This window comes from Actinoplanes sp. NBC_00393, assembly GCF_036053395.1.
GTDB lineage: Bacteria > Actinomycetota > Actinomycetes > Mycobacteriales > Micromonosporaceae > Actinoplanes.
The window spans coordinates 1,521,763-1,538,852 of the sequence record NZ_CP107942.1 but is presented as its reverse complement, the minus strand read 5'-3'; the positions used below and the strand labels follow the sequence as shown (position 1 = coordinate 1,538,852).

Annotated in this window: 15 protein-coding genes; 7 read left to right on the top strand and 8 right to left on the bottom strand. The window is 71.0% G+C overall.

Annotation, left to right across the window (positions count from 1 at the left end):
• Window positions 1-10: 10 nt before the first annotated feature.
• The 3 genes from OHA21_RS06985 to sigJ are packed head-to-tail and all read right to left on the bottom strand — an operon-like array spanning window position 11 to window position 2,649.
• Window positions 11-346 (bottom strand): siderophore-interacting protein, encoded by a 336-nt coding sequence (locus OHA21_RS06985; RefSeq protein ID WP_328471349.1) that lies wholly within the window; start codon window positions 344-346, stop codon window positions 11-13.
• Window positions 330-1,733, bottom strand: a complete 1,404-nt coding sequence (locus OHA21_RS06980) for an NAD(P)/FAD-dependent oxidoreductase (protein ID WP_328471347.1) — start codon at window positions 1,731-1,733, stop codon at window positions 330-332. The genes OHA21_RS06985 and OHA21_RS06980 overlap by 17 nt, the downstream gene beginning before the upstream one ends.
• A gap of 49 nt (window positions 1,734-1,782) precedes the next feature.
• Window positions 1,783-2,649 (bottom strand): RNA polymerase sigma factor SigJ, encoded by an 867-nt coding sequence (sigJ, locus tag OHA21_RS06975; RefSeq protein ID WP_328471345.1) that lies wholly within the window; start codon window positions 2,647-2,649, stop codon window positions 1,783-1,785.
• 142 nt (window positions 2,650-2,791) lie between these two features.
• On the opposite strand from sigJ, the gene OHA21_RS06970 reads away from it, so the two are divergent.
• The 3 genes from OHA21_RS06970 to OHA21_RS06960 are packed head-to-tail and all read left to right on the top strand — an operon-like array spanning window position 2,792 to window position 5,441.
• Window positions 2,792-3,742, top strand: a complete 951-nt coding sequence (locus OHA21_RS06970) for an alpha/beta hydrolase (RefSeq protein WP_328471343.1) — start codon at window positions 2,792-2,794, stop codon at window positions 3,740-3,742.
• 12 nt (window positions 3,743-3,754) lie between these two features.
• Window positions 3,755-4,477 carry an alpha/beta fold hydrolase gene (locus OHA21_RS06965; RefSeq protein ID WP_328471341.1) on the top strand — a complete coding sequence of 241 codons (723 nt, stop codon included), beginning with the start codon at window positions 3,755-3,757 and terminating at the stop codon, window positions 4,475-4,477.
• 58 nt (window positions 4,478-4,535) lie between these two features.
• Window positions 4,536-5,441 carry an alpha/beta fold hydrolase gene (locus tag OHA21_RS06960; protein WP_328471339.1) on the top strand — a complete coding sequence of 302 codons (906 nt, stop codon included), beginning with the start codon at window positions 4,536-4,538 and terminating at the stop codon, window positions 5,439-5,441.
• Here OHA21_RS06960 and OHA21_RS06955 read toward each other — a convergent pair.
• Window positions 5,425-6,381, bottom strand: a complete 957-nt coding sequence (locus OHA21_RS06955; RefSeq protein WP_328471337.1) for a Gfo/Idh/MocA family protein — start codon at window positions 6,379-6,381, stop codon at window positions 5,425-5,427. The genes OHA21_RS06960 and OHA21_RS06955 overlap by 17 nt on opposite strands.
• Before the next feature lie 141 nt (window positions 6,382-6,522).
• On the opposite strand from OHA21_RS06955, the gene OHA21_RS06950 reads away from it, so the two are divergent.
• Entirely contained in the window at window positions 6,523-7,311 is a 789-nt protein-coding gene (locus OHA21_RS06950; protein ID WP_328471335.1) for a hypothetical protein, read from the top strand.
• A 211-nt stretch (window positions 7,312-7,522) separates the two neighbouring features.
• On the top strand, window positions 7,523-9,097 hold the full coding sequence (locus tag OHA21_RS06945; RefSeq protein ID WP_328471333.1) for a pectate lyase family protein: 1,575 nt from the start codon (window positions 7,523-7,525) through the stop codon (window positions 9,095-9,097).
• A 7-nt stretch (window positions 9,098-9,104) separates the two neighbouring features.
• On the opposite strand, the gene OHA21_RS06940 is transcribed toward OHA21_RS06945, so the two are convergent.
• A complete protein-coding gene (locus tag OHA21_RS06940) occupies window positions 9,105-11,921 on the bottom strand; it encodes a DUF4041 domain-containing protein (protein ID WP_328471331.1) in 2,817 nt (938 codons plus the stop codon).
• Between the two features lie 3 nt (window positions 11,922-11,924).
• Complete coding sequence (locus OHA21_RS06935) at window positions 11,925-13,196, bottom strand: alkaline phosphatase (protein WP_328471329.1); 1,272 nt, start codon at window positions 13,194-13,196, stop codon at window positions 11,925-11,927.
• A gap of 39 nt (window positions 13,197-13,235) precedes the next feature.
• Between OHA21_RS06935 and OHA21_RS06930 the strand changes: the two genes are divergently transcribed.
• The gene (locus OHA21_RS06930; RefSeq protein WP_328471327.1) at window positions 13,236-13,358 is read left to right on the top strand and encodes a hypothetical protein; all 123 of its coding nucleotides are present in this window, start codon (window positions 13,236-13,238) and stop codon (window positions 13,356-13,358) included.
• Between the two features lie 420 nt (window positions 13,359-13,778).
• Here OHA21_RS06930 and OHA21_RS06925 read toward each other — a convergent pair whose 3' ends face one another.
• Window positions 13,779-14,120: a hypothetical protein gene (locus OHA21_RS06925; RefSeq protein WP_328471325.1), complete on the bottom strand. Its 342-nt coding sequence runs from the start codon at window positions 14,118-14,120 to the stop codon at window positions 13,779-13,781.
• A 111-nt stretch (window positions 14,121-14,231) separates the two neighbouring features.
• Complete coding sequence (locus OHA21_RS06920; RefSeq protein ID WP_328471323.1) at window positions 14,232-15,344, bottom strand: S1C family serine protease; 1,113 nt, start codon at window positions 15,342-15,344, stop codon at window positions 14,232-14,234.
• Between the two features lie 154 nt (window positions 15,345-15,498).
• On the opposite strand from OHA21_RS06920, the gene OHA21_RS06915 reads away from it, so the two are divergent.
• The gene (locus tag OHA21_RS06915; RefSeq protein WP_328471321.1) at window positions 15,499-17,088 is read left to right on the top strand and encodes an MFS transporter; all 1,590 of its coding nucleotides are present in this window, start codon (window positions 15,499-15,501) and stop codon (window positions 17,086-17,088) included.
• Window positions 17,089-17,090: the final 2 nt, after the last annotated feature.

Below are 17,090 nucleotides of genomic sequence, written 5' to 3'. Positions count from 1 at the left end.
TCGGCAATGGTCAGTTCCAGCCGCTGAGCTTGGCCGGGTTCAGGACTATCCAGACGGTGGCGATCCGGTCACCCGCGGGCTGCACGGCAGCCACCGCGACGACCCGGCCGGCGCGGCGCAGGGCCAGGCCCGGTGTTCCGTTCACCGATTCGCTGGTGAGGTCCGCGCCGCCGCCGGTCAGCCGGGTGAGCAGCCGGGCCACGTCCGCGGCGCCGCGGACCGGCAGCAGGCCGATGCCGTCGCACACGGCGACGGCATCGGTGGTCAGTACGGCCTCCAGGGCCGCGACGTCCCCGTGCAGGCAGGCGTCGGCCAGCCTGGCCACGAGGTCACGCCGATCCGGCATGTTCGAGTCTCGAGGACGGCTCCGCGCCCTGTTTCTCGCTGCCCTGCTTCTCGCTGCCCTGTTTCTCGCTGCGGGGTGCTTCTCCGCCGGTCACGAACTCGTGGCGCGGGTCCTGCACCGAGGCCAGCGAGACGATGTCGCGGCCGAACAGGGCGGCGGTCAGCCAGACCGCGAGCACCCGGACCTTGCGCTCCCAACTCGGCACCGCCAGCACGTGGTAGCCGCGGTGCATCAGCCACGCGGGCAGACCCTTGATGACGATGCCGCGGTACTGGAAGATGCCGCGGCCGAGGCCGAGCGTGGCGACCGTACCCAGGCTGTGGTGTTTGTATTGCCTGGTCCGGCGGCCGCGCAGGGTGGCCGCGATGTTCTTGGCCAGCAGCTTGCCCTGGCGCACCGCGTGCTGGGCGTTGGGCACGGTGGCCGCACCCGGCCGGGCGACCGCGAGGTCGGGCACCGCCGCGTCGTCACCGGCGCCCCAGGCGTCCTCGACCGGCTCGTCCTCGGTGCCGACGCGCAGGTCGGCGCGCACGATCAGCATGCCGCGAGCGTCCACCGGCAGGTCGGTGTGGCTGCGCACCATCGGGTTCGCGCCGTTGCCCGCGGTCCAGACGATCAGGTCGGAGTCGAACTCCTCGCCGGTCGACAGCACCACGTGCCCGCCGTCGGCGGAGACCAGCTGGGCGTTGAGGTGGACCCGGGCGCCCCGCTTCTCCAGCGACTCGACCACCCAGCGGCCGGGCTTGTCGGTGACCTCGGGCAGGATCCGGTCCCGGGCCTCCACCAGGTGGAAGCTCAGCTCGCCGGGGTCCAGCTCGGGATACTTGCGCACCAGGGCGGTGGCCAGCGACAGCAGCTCGCCGATGCCCTCGACGCCGGAGAACCCGCCGCCGACGAACGTCACGGTCAGCAACCGCCGGCGCTGCGGCCCGGCCGGCAGCGTCGAGGCCCGGTCGAAGTTGGTCAGCAGACGGTCCCGGATCGCCACCGCCTCCTCCACGTGCTTCATGCCGATGGCCTGCTCCGCCACCCCGGGGATACCCAGTTTGCGGGTGATGGCACCGGCGGTGACGACGATGATGTCGTAGTCGAGCCGGTACTCCGGGCCCTCCACCGGCTGCACGGTGACCTGCCGGTGCGCGTGGTCGACCTGCACGACACGGCCCGCGATCAGGCGGGTGCGCCGCAGGTGCCGGCGCAGCGACACCGCGGCGTGCCGGGCCTCGACCGAGCCGGCCAGCACCTCGGGCAGGAACGGCTGATACGTCATGTACGGCCGCGGATCGACCACGACGACCTGCGCCTCGTCACGGCGCAGCTTCTTCTCCAGCTTCCAGGCCGTGTAGAAGCCCGCGTAACCGCCGCCCACCACCAGAATCGTTCTCATACCTGTAGGACCGGACAGCCCGCCGGTTTGTGACAACCGGCGGTGTGACCTACAACGCTGCGAGTTTCGCCGGGTTCATCATCCACAGCAGCTGGTCGATGCCGTCGGCCGAGGCGGTGATCGCGAGCACGGCGTTCACCTGCCCGTCGCGCAGCAGCAGGGCTGCCGGCTGCCCGTTCACCTCGGCGAACCGCACCTCGAGGCCCTCCCAGAACCAGCCGGAGATCACGTGGTACATGTTCGCGATCTTGCCGGCGCCGGTGACCGGGTAACGCGAGACCTGCTTCGCGCCGTTGCCGTCGGAGAGGCTGACGACGTCCACCGCGAACAGCCGCTCCAGCTCGGCCATATCGCCGGAGCGGGCGGCCGCGACGAAGGTGGCGAGCAGCTCCTTCTGCGCCTCGGAGCTCACCGGCGTACGCCGTTCCCCGGTGACGTGCTTGCGGGCCCGGCTGACCAGCTGGCGGACCGCGGGTTCGGTGGAGTGCAGGATGTCGGCGATCTGCCCGTACGGATAGTCGAAGGCCTCGCGCAACACGTACGCCGCGCGCTCGTTGGCGGTGAGCTTCTCCATCAGGATCAGCGACGCGAACTCCAGCGCCTCACCGCGCTCGGCCCCCAGGTACGGATCTGCGCTGGTGTCGACCGGCTCGGGCAGCCACGGCCCGATGTACGTCTCCCGCCGCACCCGCGCCGACTGCAGCGCGTTGATCGCCAGCCGGGTGGTCGTGGTGGCCAGGAACGCGGCCGGGTTGAGCACCGCGCTGCGATCGGTGGTCTGCCACCGCAGCCACACGTCCTGCACCAGGTCCTCGGCCTCGGCAGCGCTGCTGAGCATGCGGTACGCGATGCCGAACAGCCGCGGCCGCACGCTCGTGAAGATCCTCGCCGCTTCGTCGAGATCTTCGGTTTCCACTACCACTGGCCCCCCAATGTCTTCGCGCCGATGACCATCCTTCGCTGAATCCGGCCGGAATTCCAACGCGTCCCGTGTCACACATCCCGCGGCTGCCCGGTCTGGGCTCGTGACAGCGATTCCGCGCCAGGAAGGCAACCAGATGAGCGAGCACATCCTCGAACCGGCGGCCCAGGCCTTCGCGGCCGCCACGGCAGAACCCCCTTTCCTGTACGAGCTGGGCGTCGACCGCGCCCGCCAGGTGCTCGACGACATCCAGGCGGCGGCGATCGACAAGCTCGACGTCGACGAGAATTGGATCACCGTCCCGGCCGGCGCCGGCGACGTGCGCGTCCGCATCGTGCGGCCGCCGGGCTCGGCCGGTCCGCTGCCGGCGATCCTCTACGTCCACGGTGGCGGCTGGATCCTCGGCGGCGCCGTCACCCACGACCGGCTGATCCGGGAACTCGCCGTGGGCGCCGACGCCGCGGTCGTGTTCGTCGACTACGACCGCTCGCCGGAGGCCCGCTATCCGGTCGCCATCGAGCAGGCGTACGCGGTGGCCCGCTGGATCACCGAGCACGGAGGGTCCTCAGGTCTGGACACCTCCCGGGTCGCGATCGCCGGTGACTCGGTCGGCGGCAACATGACCGCCGCCCTGACCCTCCTCGCCAAGCAGCGCGGTGAGGTGCGCTTCGTGCACCAGTCGTTGTACTACCCGGTCACCGACGCCGGCCAGGACACCCCCAGCTACCGCGAGTTCGCCGACGGGCCGCACCTGACCGCCAAGGCGATGGCCTGGTTCTGGGACGCCTACCTGCCGGAGAAGGACAAACGCGACGAGATCACCGCGTCACCGCTGCGGGCGAGCCTCGACGACCTGGCCGGGCTGCCCGAGGCGTTCGTGCTCGTCGACGAGTGCGACGTGCTGCGCGACGAGGGCGAGGCCTATGCCCGCAAGCTCACCGCAGCCGGGGTACGCACGACGAGCGCCCGTTACAACGGCACGATCCACGACTTCATGATGCTCAACCCGCTGCGCGGGACCGCCGCCACGACGGCCGCGATCGAGCAGGCGATTCACGTTCTCCGCAAGGCCCTCGGCCGGTACTGAAAGGACCCTGTCATGACCCAGCAGAAGCCCACCGTCGTACTCGTCCACGGCGCCTTCGCCGAATCCGCCAGCTGGACCGCAGTCACCGAGATGCTGCAGGCGAACCACGTGCCGGTGATCGCCGCCGGCAACCCGCTGCGCAGCCTCTCCGGCGACGCCGCCTATGTGCGTGACGTGCTCGCCACCATCGACGGCCCGGTCGTCCTCGTCGGCCACTCGTACGGTGGCATGGTGATCACCGAGGCGGCCGCCGGCAGCGAGCAGGTGGCCGGTCTCGTCTACGTCTGCGCGTTCGCCCCGGACCAGGGCGAGTCCGCGTTCCAGCTGTCCACGAAGTTCCCCGGCAGCACGCTCGGCGAGGCGCTCGAGGCGTACCCGCTGAGCAGCGGCGGCAACGAGTTCGTGATCCGGCGCGACGCCTTCCACCACCAGTTCGCCGCCGACCTGCCGGCCCACCAGGCCGCGGTGATGAGCGTGACACAGCGCCCGGTCACCGAGGCCGCCCTGACCGAGGGCCTGCCCACGGCGACACCCGCGTGGCGCTCCATTCCCTCCTGGTTCGTCCTCGGCGACCGGGACAAGAACATCCCGGTCGCGTTGCAGCGCTTCCTGGCCGACCGGGCCGGCGCGAAGGGCGTACGGGAGGTCTCCGGCGCCTCGCACGCGATCAGCGTGTCCCACCCGGAGTCGGTGACCGCCTCCATCCTCGACGCGGTCAGCGCGGTCTCCGCTTGATCCGCCCGGTGGTGCGGCCGCCGGGCCGCACCACCGGCCCACCCCGGAAGGACCCGCGATGACACGACTGCCGACCAGGCAGGTCAGCACGGCCGAACTCGACGTGGCCTACCACGAGACCGGCCCGGCCGACGGGCCGCCGGTGGTCCTGCTGCACGGCTTTCCCTACGACATCCACAGCTACGCCGAGGTGGCGCCGCTGCTCGCCGGATCCGGGCACCGGGTGATCGTGCCCTACCTGCGCGGGCACGGCCCGACCCGGTTCCGCAGCGCGGACACCGTCCGGTCCGGCCAGCAGGCCGCCCTCGGCGCCGACGCCATCGCGCTCCTGGACGCCCTCGGCATTCCCCGCGCAGTCCTCGCCGGGTACGACTGGGGCGGCCGGGCGGCGTGCGTGGCCGCGGCGCTGCACCCGGAACGGGTGACCAGGATCGTCTCCGTCAACAGCTACCTCATCCAGGACATCAGCGCGGCGATGCGGCCGCTGCGGCCCGACCTGGAGGCCGGCTTCTGGTACTTCTTCTACTTCCTGACCGAGCGGGGACGCGCCGGGCTGACCGCGGACCGGCGCGGGATCGCCGAGGTGATCTGGCGGCGCAACTCCCCGAAATGGGCGTTCGGGACGGCTGACCTCGACCGGGCGGTGGCGGCGTTCGACAACCCCGACTGGGTGGAGGTGGTCGTTCACTCGTACCGCCATCGGCTCGGACAGGCGGCCGGCGCGCCCGGCCATGCCCGCGCCGAAGCGCAGCTCGCGCTCCTGCCGTCGGTCCCGGTGCCGGCGGTGACGCTCGACGGCACAGCCGACGGGAACTTCCCCGCCACCGATGGCAGCCCGACCGCGGACCGGTTCACCGGCCCGCGCCGCCACCATCAGGTCACCGGCGCCGGGCACAATCTGCCGCAGGAGGCGCCGGAGGCGTTCGCCGACGCGGTCCGGGAGGTGCTCAGCCTCGCGGGGTGAGCCCGGCCCGGCGGTAGCACTCGTCCATCAGCTCGGCGGTGGCCACCGATCCGTCCAGCTCGTCCGGCGGGTTCTCGGCGAAGCGGGCCAGCTGGTACGTGTACGACGTCTGGTCGCCGAGCACCTCGTCTTCGGTCCGGCCGGCGCGGGTCACCGTGATCCGGTTGTCGAAGTGCGGGATGGCGAAGGACTGCGAGACGGCCGTTCCCGCGGTGCCGGTCACCGTCCAGGTCATCGTCAGATCGTCGGCGGCCATGTCCCACCGGCCGCGGCCGGTCACCCCGCCGTCGTACGCGAACTCCACCTGCATCGCCGAATCCACCTCGGGCGCCCAGAGCGTGACGTCCACGCCGGTGATCCGCGCCTCGGCGCCGATCCAGTCGCCCAGGGTGCGGGCCGCGTCCAGCACGTAACAGCCCAGATCCATGGTCGCGCCGCCGGCCAGCTCGAGCGACCAGCGCGGGTCGGTGGGCGGCGGCGCCGGGATCGCCAGCACCAGGTCCACCGAGCGGATCTCGCCCAGCGCGCCCGAGGTGACCAGGTCACGCAGGCGCAGGTTCACCGGGTGGTGCCGGTAGTGGAAGGCCTCGACGAGCCGGCCGCTGGATTCGCGCGCAACTGCTCGTACCCTGCGAGTTTCCGCTGCGTTGCTGCTCAGCGGCTTCTCGCTGAGCACGTGCTTGCCGGCGCGCAGGGCGGCGATGTTCCACTCGGCGTGCAGCGAGTTGACCAGCGGGTTGTAGATCATGTCGATGCCGGGGTCGGCGATCACCTCGGCATACGTCTCGTGCACCCGGGCGATGCCGTGTTTCGCGGCATACTCCTCGGCCCGCGCGCGGTCACGGGCGGCGATGGCCACCAGCTCGTGCCCGAGCACCTGGGCCGGGGTGACGATGGCCTGGTCAGCGATCCGGGCGGCGCCGAGGATTCCGATGCGCAACGGACTCACCTCCGTGAAGTGTTACCGAGCCTCTCATAGTTGCGCTAGGCTGCGCCTTAGAACATTTGTTCGAGAGCAGTTTGTTCGGAGAAGCACCGTCGCCGCACCTTCCCCTGCGGCACGCACCTCGGGGGACCGCGCATGGGCACACGGCAGGCTTGGACCGGCGACGGCCGCATCAACGGCGTGGCCGACGCTCTCGACGCCCTGCAACGTGTCAACGCCACCGCGCAGCAGCGGGACAACACCGCCGCCCTCGCGCACGCCGTGCAGACCGCCGACGAGGCCGAGCTCGCGCCGGACGTCTCGCAGATCCTGCCCGCCGACCCCGCCCTGCTGCCGCTGCTCCCCTGGCCCGGCGGGCTGCGCAAAGGCGCCACCGTCGCCGCGGTCGGCTCCACCTCGCTGCTGATGCTCCTGCTGGCCGGCGCCATGCGCGACAACGGCGGCTGGGCGTGCGTGGTCGGCATGCCGTCGTTCGGGGTGCTCGCCGCGGGGCAGGACTACGGGGTGCCGATCGAGCGGCTCGCCCTGGTGCCCGACCCCGGCCCGGATTGGCCCACGGTCATCGGCACCCTCCTCGACGGCATCGACCTGGTCGTCGTGGCCCCGCCCGCCGACGTCCCGGAAGGGCTGGCGCGGTCGCTCTCCTCGCGGGCCCGGCAGCGCGGCGCGGTCCTGATCCCGACCCGGGCCTGGCCGGGCGCCGAGCTCACCATCGAGGTGACGGCCCGCCGCTGGCACGGGCTCGGCCAGGGGCGCGGCCGGTTGCGGCACTGCGAGCTCGAGGTCCGCTCGGCCGGGCGCGGCAAGGCCGTCCGGGCCCGGTCCGCCACGCTCAGCGTGCCGCCGGGCGCGGCCGCCCCCCGGGATCCGATTCCGCCGCCGCCTCCGCGGCCGGCCCGCGTCAACGCGGCCGATCTGGTGTGATCCGTTACACACCGTCACTGCAAATGACAGCAAAAACGGGTTGAGGAATCGATTTGCGTCATCGGTGTTTCCGGCCCTTGTCAGGCTCGTCAAAGGCTGCCTATTCTCGCCAGGAAAGCGCTTACCCAGTGCTCAGAGGCTTGCAGCGGCGGCATCCCCATACACCGCCGTCAATGACGCACGTCCCCGACCCAGGACAGGTGAGACGAGAATGAAACGACCGTCCAAACTGCGACTTCGCGCGGCGCTGGCGGCCACCGCCACCGCGGCGGCCGCAGGCGCGATCGCCGTCACGCTGCCGACGCAACAGGCATCAGCGGCGGTAGGCGGCGTCACCGGCTTCGCGACCGCCAACGGCGGGACCACCGGCGGCGCCGGCGGCACCCGGGTCCGGGCCACCACCGGCACCGCGATCCACACCGCCCTGTGCACCCGGGCCAGCAGCAGCACCCCGATCATCATCGAGGTCGAGGGCACGATCAACCACGGCAACACCGCCAAGGTCTCCGGCGACAGCTGCAACACCGCGGCCGGCCTGATCGAGCTCAAGCAGATCAGCAACGTCACCATCGTCGGTGTCGGCGGCGGGGCGGTCTTCGACCAGCTGGGCATCCACATCCGCGACTCGAGCAACATCATCATCCAGAACGTGACCGTGAAGAACGTGAAGAAGTCGGGTTCGCCGACCTCGAACGGCGGTGACGCGATCGGCATGGAGAGCACGGTCCGCAACGTGTGGGTGGACCACGTCACGCTCGAAGCGTCGGGTGGTGAGTCGGAGGGCTTCGACGGCCTGTTCGACATGAAGAACGACGTCGAGTACGTGACGCTGTCCTACAGCATCCTGCGCAACTCCGGGCGCGGCGGCCTGATCGGCTCCAGCGAGACCGACACCGGCAGCGGGAACATCACGTTCCACCACAACAAATACGAGAACATCGATTCGCGTACGCCGTTGCTGCGCGGCGGTGTCGCGCACATCTACAACAACCACTACGTCTCGCTGCACGAGTCCGGGATCAACTCGCGGGCCGGGGCGAAGGCCAAGGTGGACAACAACTACTTCGAGGACTCGAAGGACGTCCTCGGCACGTTCTACACCGACCAGGCCGGGTACTGGCAGGTCAGCGGCAACATCCTGGACAACGTGACCTGGTCGGCGCCGGGCACCGACAACAAGCCGGCCGGGCCGAACCTGACCTCCACGACGACGGTGAGCGTGCCGTACTCGTACACGCTCGACAACGCGTCCTGCGTGCCGAACATCGTGAGCCAGACCGCCGGCGCGAACAAGGGCCTGCAGGTCTCGACCGGGAGCTGCTCGGTGACCACCGGCCCGACGTCGAACCCGCCCTCCTCGCCGCCGCCGTCCTCGCCCGCGCCGTCCTCGCCCGCGCCCTCGTCGCCGGCCCCGTCGCAGCCGACCGGGACCAACCTGAGCATCGGCGCCGGCGCTGACGGGTCCAGCAAGGCCAGCGGCACCAGCTACGGCAACGTCAAGGACGGCAACCTGAGCACCTACTGGTCGCCGAGCGGCACCACCGGCGACATCTCGATCAAGTGGAGCTCGGCCAAGACGGTGTCGAAGATCAACATCCGGGAGGCGTCCGGCGCGACCGGCCGGATCGGCAACTGGCAGGTTCTCAACGGCAGCACGGTGCTGGCCTCCGGCAGCGGCGCCAAGGTGATCAGCTTCTCGGCCACCTCGCTGACGAAGATCACCTTCCGGATCAGCAGCGCCTCCGGCACGCCGCAGGTCGCCGAGTTCGAGACGTACGCCAGCTGAGTCTTTCCTAGTAGGAGGCGGCGCCGCCGGTCAGGGCGGCGCCGCCTCGGCTCTGCCGGTACTCCAGCGCCTCGGGGACCTCCTCGTACTGCAGCAGGCTGCCGGTCAGCTCCATCAGATGTTGCTTGGCCTCGGCCGGCGTCGCATAGAAGAACTCGCGCCGCTGATTCACCAGGTTGACCCGCCGATCCGCCAGCCGGGCGTGCATCTGCGCCTCGATCCCGGCGGCGTCGTCCGAGAAGAACAGCGCGTGTACGTCGAACGTGAACGGAACCGAAGCGTCCCCGAGCTCCCGCACCCGGTCCATCGGATCGAGCCGCCGGGTCATCCCCACCTTGATCATGTTCTCGCCGAACGCGCCGAGATTCGAGATGACGTAGACGTACCCGGCCCGAACATTCGCCGCCCGGTAGTCGACATCCTGGATCGCGGTGTCGATCTGCGCCAGCCGCTCCTGCAACTGCGCGGCCCCCTGGGCGTCACCGTTCGCCTGCAGCGTGGCCAGGGCGTTCGCGTAATGCTGACGCTCCTTGTCCAGCCGGGCCCGCTCCCGTTCGATCTCCTGCTGGATCCGCCGCTCCTCCCGCAGCCGGGCCTTCTCCTCGCGGTCGCGCTCCTTCTCCTCGGCCAGCTTCTCCTGAAAATCAGCGGTCAACCCCAGTTCGCGTACGCGCAACCGGTGGTAATCCTCAGTGATCCGAATGTCCATCGTCCGGCCCAGCCGGGCGATGGTCGCGGCCACCTTGCCGAGCCGGTCGATCGCCGCCTCCAGCTTGTACGGCTTCAACGTCCGCACCAGGTTGTCAGCCTCGGCGTTGTAGGCGCGCAGCATCAACTTCGAGTAGTCCCGCAGCATGGCGCGCCCCTGTGACTCCGACCCGTTCACGGTCCAGCCGCTCGCGGTCGCCACCGCGCCGCCGTCGGTCTTCGCCATGGCCTTGACCTGGTCCTGGAGCTGGGCGAGCGCGTCTTGGTAGGCGACCGCATCGCTGAGCGGATGCTGATACCGGTAGACACCCGCCTCCTGCAAGAGCACCCGCTCCTCGGTCACCACGACCTGCTGCCGCAGCTCATCGAGCCGCGCCCGCAACTTCGCGTGCTCCGCCTCGGCGGCGACTGCGCGTTCGGTGATCTCCCGGTCCAGGCGGCCGCGATACTCCTCGAGCTCCTGAACGGCGAACACGCCGAGCCGTTCCATCTCGGCTCGCAACTGATCGTTCTCCGCGCGCAGCCGGGTCACTTCGGCGGCCAGTTCACGCGCTTTGCCGCGCGCCCCGAAGAACGGCACGTCCGCCTCAACAGCCGGCGCCGCCTGCGCTGCCGCCGACGCCTGCGCTGCCGCCGACGCCTGCGCTGCCGCCGACGCCTGCGCTGCCGGCGGGGCCTGCGTTATGAGCGGCGCCTGCGCTATGAGCGAGGCCTGCGCTGCCAGCAGCGCCGGATCGGCCTCCATCCCGGACGGCGCTGCGTCCACCTGCGGCACCACGGGCGGCGCCGGCGTCTCAGAAACCCAGAACTGCCATCCGGGCGGCACCGGCCCCCACGCCGGATCCGGCGCCCACCCGGCCGGCGGCTTCCACCCCGGCGGCGGTGCGGGCCAATTCGGCGGCGCCTGGAATCGCCACCTCGCCGGTGCCGTCTCGCTCCCCCGCTCCGACACCGCCGCCGAAGCCGGAGCCGACGCCGGAGTCAGGGCCGAATCTTGAGCCGGGGCGACAGCCGGAACTGAGGTCGGCGCCGAAGCCGAACCATGCGCTGAAGCCGAGCCGTGCGCCGAACCCGAGCCGTGCGCCGAAGCCGAGCCATGAACCGAGGCGGGAGCCGCGGAAGGAACGGACGCCCGGGCCGAAGCGACCGGCGCGCGGGCCGGCTGCAGAGGCTCCGACGTCCTATGAGAAGCCGCCGGCACAGCAGCCTGTTGGTTCACCACCGGGGCGGACGTCACCGGCATGGAGCGCGCCGGTGCGGCACCGGACAGGGACGACGCGAGCCAGCTCTCCGGCAGGTCGTGCGCGCGGGCCGCGTACAGAACGACCTCGGTCTTGATTCTGTTGCCCTTGACCACCGCACGGGCCGCAGTCGCGAGATCTCCGGCGGCGAGGTGCCGGATCGCCGGCAGCAGGTCGCCGCTCATCTTCGGGGTGAGCTGTCCGACCCGGGCCCCGTCGAGGCGCACCTCGACGACCGTGCGTGAGCTGCGCGCCAGCTGTTCGGTCACCTCGTGCAGGGTCGCGTGGACCCAGCACTCCCCTTCCGGTCGCAGCCACGGCGCCAGCGTGTCCAGGTGTTTCTCCTCGCCGGTCACCTGGATCGCCGCGCCGGCCGGCAACAGCGAATGCGGGACGCCGGGCGGCTGGTTGGCCGGCACGAGCATGTGCGGCTCGGCCAGATCGAGCCGCACCGACGCGGTGACGTCCCGGCCGGAACCCGCCGCCCAGAGCCGCGCGGAGACCTGCGGGGTCCATCCCCGGGCCAGCAGCGCGGACAGCACGGTCGAGTAGCGGGCCGCCTCCTGACGTGGCAGGTAGCCGAGCTGCCGCGAACCGGCCCAGACGCCGACCGCGTTCCGGTCGTGCTTGTTCGTGCCCTCCGGCAGCAGCTGCACGGTGGCCGTCATCTCGGAGCCGCCCGCGCGCAGCGCCGACCCGAAGAGGGCGCGGATCGAGGTGACGTAATGCGATTCGCCGGCCACGTCCATGCCGGCCCAGCCCCGCTGGCCCCAGAGATCGAACGGCAACGACATGGCGGACAACGTACGGCGAATATGTGATCGACTACATTGGCCGGTCGGCCCTCCCGGGATGGCCCGGGAGGGCCACGTCACCGGTCAGCGGGTCAGAACCGGTTCCAGTACGTCGTACACGTGCGTGTTCGGGTGCTTGCCCGTGAACCTCTCGGCCAGCGGTCCGAAAGCGGTCACCGGCACGTCCTGTCCGGTGTGCCCGGTGGTCGTCCAGTCGATCACGAACTGGAACGAGCTGCCCTGCACCGCGAACGGCCCGTCCTCCACCGAGGCGCCGCTGCCGGACTCGTCCTCGGCATCGACGTCCTCCACGGCCAGACCGCCGGTCTCGTGGTCGCCGGTCACCACGACCAGGGTGTCACGGTGGTTCGCCGCGTAGGCCCTGGCCACCGCGACCGCCTTGTCCAGTTCGCCCATGGTCTGCAGGGTGCGGATGCCGTTGTTGCGGTGCGCGAACTCGTCCACCCCCTCCTCCTCGACCATCAGGAAGAAGCCGTCCCGGTCACCGGACAGCCGTTTCAGCGCCTCGCGGGTCATCGTGGCCAGGCTGACCACCGGGTCGTAGATGTCGCCCTGCCCTTCGGCCCGCTGCTGGAACATCTCCTGGTTGGCGAAGAGCCCGAGCACCTTGCCGGACCGGGCAGCGGCCAGTTGCGCCGGCGTCGACACGTACTGGTAGCCGGCCGCCTGCGCCTGCGCGATCAGGTTGCCCTGGGTGCTGCGGCTGCCCTCGGTCGGGTCCTCGGCCGGCTGGTCCGGGTAGGCGCCGGGCGTCCCGGCGGGCAGCCACCAGTCCTCGCCGCCGCCCAGGATGATGTCCGGTTTCGACTTCTCCAGGTACTGCCGGGCGATGTCGTCCTGCGCCGCCCGGTCCACCGAGTTCGAGAAGAACGCCGCCGGGCTGGCGTCGGTCACCTGTGCCGTGGTGACCAGCCCGGTCGCCTTGCCGGCTGCTTTGGCCTGCGCGCCGAGGATCGGCAGCGGGTTGCCGTCGGTGTCGACGCTGATCGCGCCGTTGTAGGTCCGCACGCCGGTCGCCCAGGCGCTCGCCCCGGCCGCGGAGTCGGTGATCGCCGACTCGGGGTCGTCGGGGCTGGTGGTGAGCTGCCCGGAAACCGGCAGCTTGTCCATGGTGAGCTGGCCGTCCATCCCGGCGTAGTACAGCCGGGCGGCCTCGCGGTGGGCGGCCGCCATGCCGTCACCGTTGATGAAGATGACGTTGCGGACCCCGGGACGGCCCTTCTCCGGCGCCCCGGCGCCGGCCTGGCTCAGCGGGTTCACCAGGGTCAGACCGGCGGCAGCCACCGCTCCGGCCACGACCGGCGCGGCCAGCCAGCGCACAGCACGAACGAACATGTCTCCTCCTCCAGCGTCGTCGATGTAACGGAGGACCCGATGACGGGCATCGATGTCGAGTTAACGCCCCCAGCCATCGTCCGTCGCACCAGCCGCCGGAAATGCGACAACTATGCGGATGGGCAGACCATCCAAGATCAACACCATCCGGAGTACGCGTGACGAAAAGTCCCCGCTCTCCCCGAGCGATCAGGCACGCCTCAAGGCCCCAGCGCCCCCGCCGGGCTGAAGCACGGGGTTCAGCTGTCCCGCAGGGCTGCTTCGCAGCCCGCGAAGCAGCCCTGGTCCGTCAGCCGCCCCACCGAGCTGACCCCAAACGCTGCCTCGCGGCCCGGAAGACAACCCTGGCCGTCAGCCGCCCCACCGGGCTGACCCCGAACGCTGCCTCGCGGGCCGGGCCGGGCCGAGGACGACGGCTGGCGCGTATTGCTCGGCTGGTTGACTGGGCTGTTTTGCGGACGCGAAAACAGGCGTGTCGACCGGCCGGTCCACGTGCTTCAGCCCGGCCGTGGCGTTGGGGCGTCTCGCCGTGCCAGGTCGCTTGGGTGAGCGGGGACTTTTCGTCGCGCGTACCCCGGATTTTCAGAATTCGTAGCTGTGCAGGCCGGCATGGCCGGCCGGAAGCAGGCAGTCGTCGTGCTCGTCGGGGCAGACGCGGTCGCAGGGTTCGAGGCGGAGCACTTCGCCGCGCTCGGCGTCCCAGCTCGCCCACCACCATTCGTCGCCGCCGTCGGCGGCCAGCGCGAAGGCGACGTGGCGGCCGCCGTGGTCGGCCGCGAGTTCGCAGCGCAGGTCGCGTTGTGGCAGGCCAACCCGGTGCCGCAGGCCCAGCAGGACCTCGAAGTCCGCGTGCGGCACGGTGGTGGCCGCTGCGCATCGCGTCCCCTCGGGGGCCGCCTGCGAACTCCGGTCCGCCATCGTCACGTGCAGCAATGTACCCAGATCATGCAGGCTCGCATCCCCGGGCCCGTCCGTCGCATCGGCGGACGGGCCGCCGGCTGCGCCGACCGGTCGGAATCGGCCGGGCACCGGGGGTCACTGCTGGGCGCCGAGCGTCACCTTCGCGCTGCCCGGTTTGCCGTTGCGTGTGTAGTCGACCGTGACGACGTCGCCGGGCCGCTTGGTCAGGGTGACGGCGGCGAGGTCGTTGGTGCTCGTAACCGGCTTACCGTCGATACTGGTGATCATGTCGCCGGTCTGCAGGCCGGCCTTGGCCGCCGGGCCGCCGGGCACCACCGAGCGGACGTAGACGCCGCCGGGCTGGCCCTGGGTGGGCGGCACCGTGATGACGCTGACGCCGAACCAGGCGTGGGTGACCGTGCCGGTCTCGATGATCTCGTCGGAGACGAGTTTCGCCAGGTCGACCGGGATCGCGAAGCCGAGGCCGATGTCACCGGCGCTGCCGCCGCCGCCCGCCGAGCTGGGGATGGTCGCGCCGGCCGAGGGCACCCCGATCAGCTGGCCGGAGCAGTTGACCAGCGCGCCGCCGCTGTTGCCCGGGTTGATCGCGGCGTCGGTCTGCAGCGCTGAGACCAGCAGCGCGCTCTCCCCCTCGTCGCCCGGCACCTCGATGGTGCGGTCCAGGGCGCTGATGATGCCGGAGGTGACCGTGTTGGACAGGCCGAGCGGGGCACCGAGCGCGACCACCGGCTGGCCCACCACCACGTCCTTGGAGGAGCCGAACGGGATGACCGACAGGTTCTGCTGCCCCTCGACCTTGATGACGGCCAGGTCGGCCTTCGGGTCCCGGCCGGTGATGGTGGCCGGCACGCTGCGGCCGTCGTTGAACAGCACGCTGACCTGGCCGCCGTTCGCGGCCACCGAGATCACGTGGTTGTTGGTGAGGATGTAGCCGTCGTCGCGGATCACCTCGCCGGAGCCGGTGCCGCCGGCCTCGCCGCTGCTCGCGGAGATCGTCACGACCGAGGGCAGCGTCTTCTCCGCCACCGCGGTGGCCGCGCAGGTGGCGGCCTTGTCGGAGCCCACGCCGAGCGAGGAGCCGCCGGACGGGCTGCCGGACGACTGGTTCGCGTTGACCACGACACCGCCGATCACCGCGCCCAGCACCGCGGCGATCGCCGCACTGACCCAAACCCGCCAGCCCCAGTCGGAGCTCGTCGCCGGAGCGCTGTCGTTCGCGGTGTCCATCTTCTACCGTCCTTGTGCCGTCGTTAACCGCCCGTCCGTCGTCCAGCAAAGGACACCGCGTCGCGGGTGACATCCCCCGTCAGGGGTGAGCGCGGCTCAGGTTCACCCATCACGAACGATGCGCGGCACCGGCGCAGCGAGCGACGTTGAGGCCATGGCTGATACCGAACAAGGGCGGGACACCGCCGTGACCGGTCAGGCGCCGGCCCGAGCTGGACTGGTGCTGACCGCGCTGATCGTGGTCGCCGCCGTGGCGAACCTGAACCTGTCCGTGGCGAACGTGGCCCTGCCGTCGATCGGCCGGGCCTTCGACTCGTCGCAGACCACCCTGGACCTGATCGCGGTCGGCTATTCGCTGGGCCTGGCCGCGTCGGTGCTCTACCTGGGCGCGCTCGGCGACCGGTACGGGCGCAAGATGATGCTCCTGCTCGGCATGGGGCTCTCCGTCCCCGCCTGCCTGCTGGCCGCGTACGCCCCGTCGGACGCGGTGCTGTTCGGGGCCCGGATGCTCGGCGGCTTCTCGGCCGGCCTGGCCTACCCGACCACCCTGGCGCTGATCACCGCGCTGTGGTCCGGCGCCGGGCGGACGAAGTCGATCGCGCTCTGGTCGGCGATCGGCGGTGGCATCGCCGCCCTGGGGCCGCTGGTCGCCGGGGCGCTGCTGCAGAACTTCTGGTGGGGCTCGGTCTTCCTGATCACCCTGCCGCTGGTGGTGCTGGCGCTGCTGCTGGCCTGGTTCCTGGTGCCGAGCGGGGTGAACGAGACCACTGATCCGGTCGACAACCTCGGCGGCATCCTGTCCGTGGTGCTGGTCGGCTCGCTGATCCTGTCGATCAACTTCGCGCCGGTGCCGAACAAGGGCACGCTCACCCTCGGGCTGGCCGCGATCGCGCTGGCCGCGCTGATCGGGTTCATCCTGCGCCAGCGTGCCGCCGCGAACCCGCTGTACGACCTGAAGGTGGCCGGCCGGCGAATCTTCTGGGTGGCCGCCTGCGCCGGGGTGATCGTGTTCGGCTCGCTGATGGGCTCGGCGTTCGTCAGCCAGCAGTACCTGCAGAACGTGCTGTCCTACTCGACCCTGGAGGCGGGCGCCGCCTTCCTGCCGGCCGTGGTGCTCATGGTCCTGGTGGCTCCCCGAAGCGCCGTGCTGGTGGAGACCCGCGGCGCCCGGTTCACCCTGCTCTGCGGGTACGTCTCCCTGCTGCTCGCCTTCGGCTGGATGCTGGTGTTCTGGCAGGAGGACAGCCCGTACTGGCAGATCGGCCTGGCGTACGCGTTCATCGGCATCGGTGTCGGTCTGGCCGGCACCCCGGCGTCGCACTCGCTCACCGGCTCGGTCCCGGTACGCCGCGCCGGCATGGCCTCCGGCACCGCCGACCTGCAGCGTGACCTGGGCGGCGCGATCCTCCAGTCGATCTTCGGCGCGCTGCTGACCGCCGGGTACGCCTCCGCGTTCGCCGCCACGCTGGCCACCGCTCCGGACGCGCAGAACATGACCAGCGAGATGGAGAACGTGCTGACCAAGTCGTACTCCAGCGCCGCGGACGCGGCTCAGCAGTACCCGCAGTACGCGAACGAGATCACCGCCGCCGCCAAGAGGTCCTTCCTGGACGGCGCGGACTGGGCGTACACGGCCGGGATCATCGCGATCCTCGTCGGCGCGGTGCTCGTCTACTTCCTGTTCCCCCGTAAGGAGCAGGAGCAGCAGCTCTTGGCGGACTACCACGCCGAGGACAACGGATAGGG

Coding starts and splice junctions, on each gene's coding strand:
- OHA21_RS06985 (WP_328471349.1), bottom strand. CDS start 346: ATGCCGGATCGGCGTGACCTCGTGGCCAGGCTGGCCGACGCCTGCCTG.
- OHA21_RS06935 (WP_328471329.1), bottom strand. CDS start 13,196: ATGTTCGTTCGTGCTGTGCGCTGGCTGGCCGCGCCGGTCGTGGCCGGA.
- OHA21_RS06945 (WP_328471333.1), top strand. CDS start 7,523: ATGAAACGACCGTCCAAACTGCGACTTCGCGCGGCGCTGGCGGCCACC.
- OHA21_RS06980 (WP_328471347.1), bottom strand. CDS start 1,733: ATGAGAACGATTCTGGTGGTGGGCGGCGGTTACGCGGGCTTCTACACG.
- OHA21_RS06915 (WP_328471321.1), top strand. CDS start 15,499: ATGGCTGATACCGAACAAGGGCGGGACACCGCCGTGACCGGTCAGGCG.
- OHA21_RS06965 (WP_328471341.1), top strand. CDS start 3,755: ATGACCCAGCAGAAGCCCACCGTCGTACTCGTCCACGGCGCCTTCGCC.
- OHA21_RS06930 (WP_328471327.1), top strand. CDS start 13,236: ATGACGGGCATCGATGTCGAGTTAACGCCCCCAGCCATCGTCCGTCGC.
- OHA21_RS06950 (WP_328471335.1), top strand. CDS start 6,523: ATGGGCACACGGCAGGCTTGGACCGGCGACGGCCGCATCAACGGCGTG.
- OHA21_RS06970 (WP_328471343.1), top strand. CDS start 2,792: ATGAGCGAGCACATCCTCGAACCGGCGGCCCAGGCCTTCGCGGCCGCC.
- OHA21_RS06920 (WP_328471323.1), bottom strand. CDS start 15,344: ATGGACACCGCGAACGACAGCGCTCCGGCGACGAGCTCCGACTGGGGC.
- OHA21_RS06960 (WP_328471339.1), top strand. CDS start 4,536: ATGACACGACTGCCGACCAGGCAGGTCAGCACGGCCGAACTCGACGTG.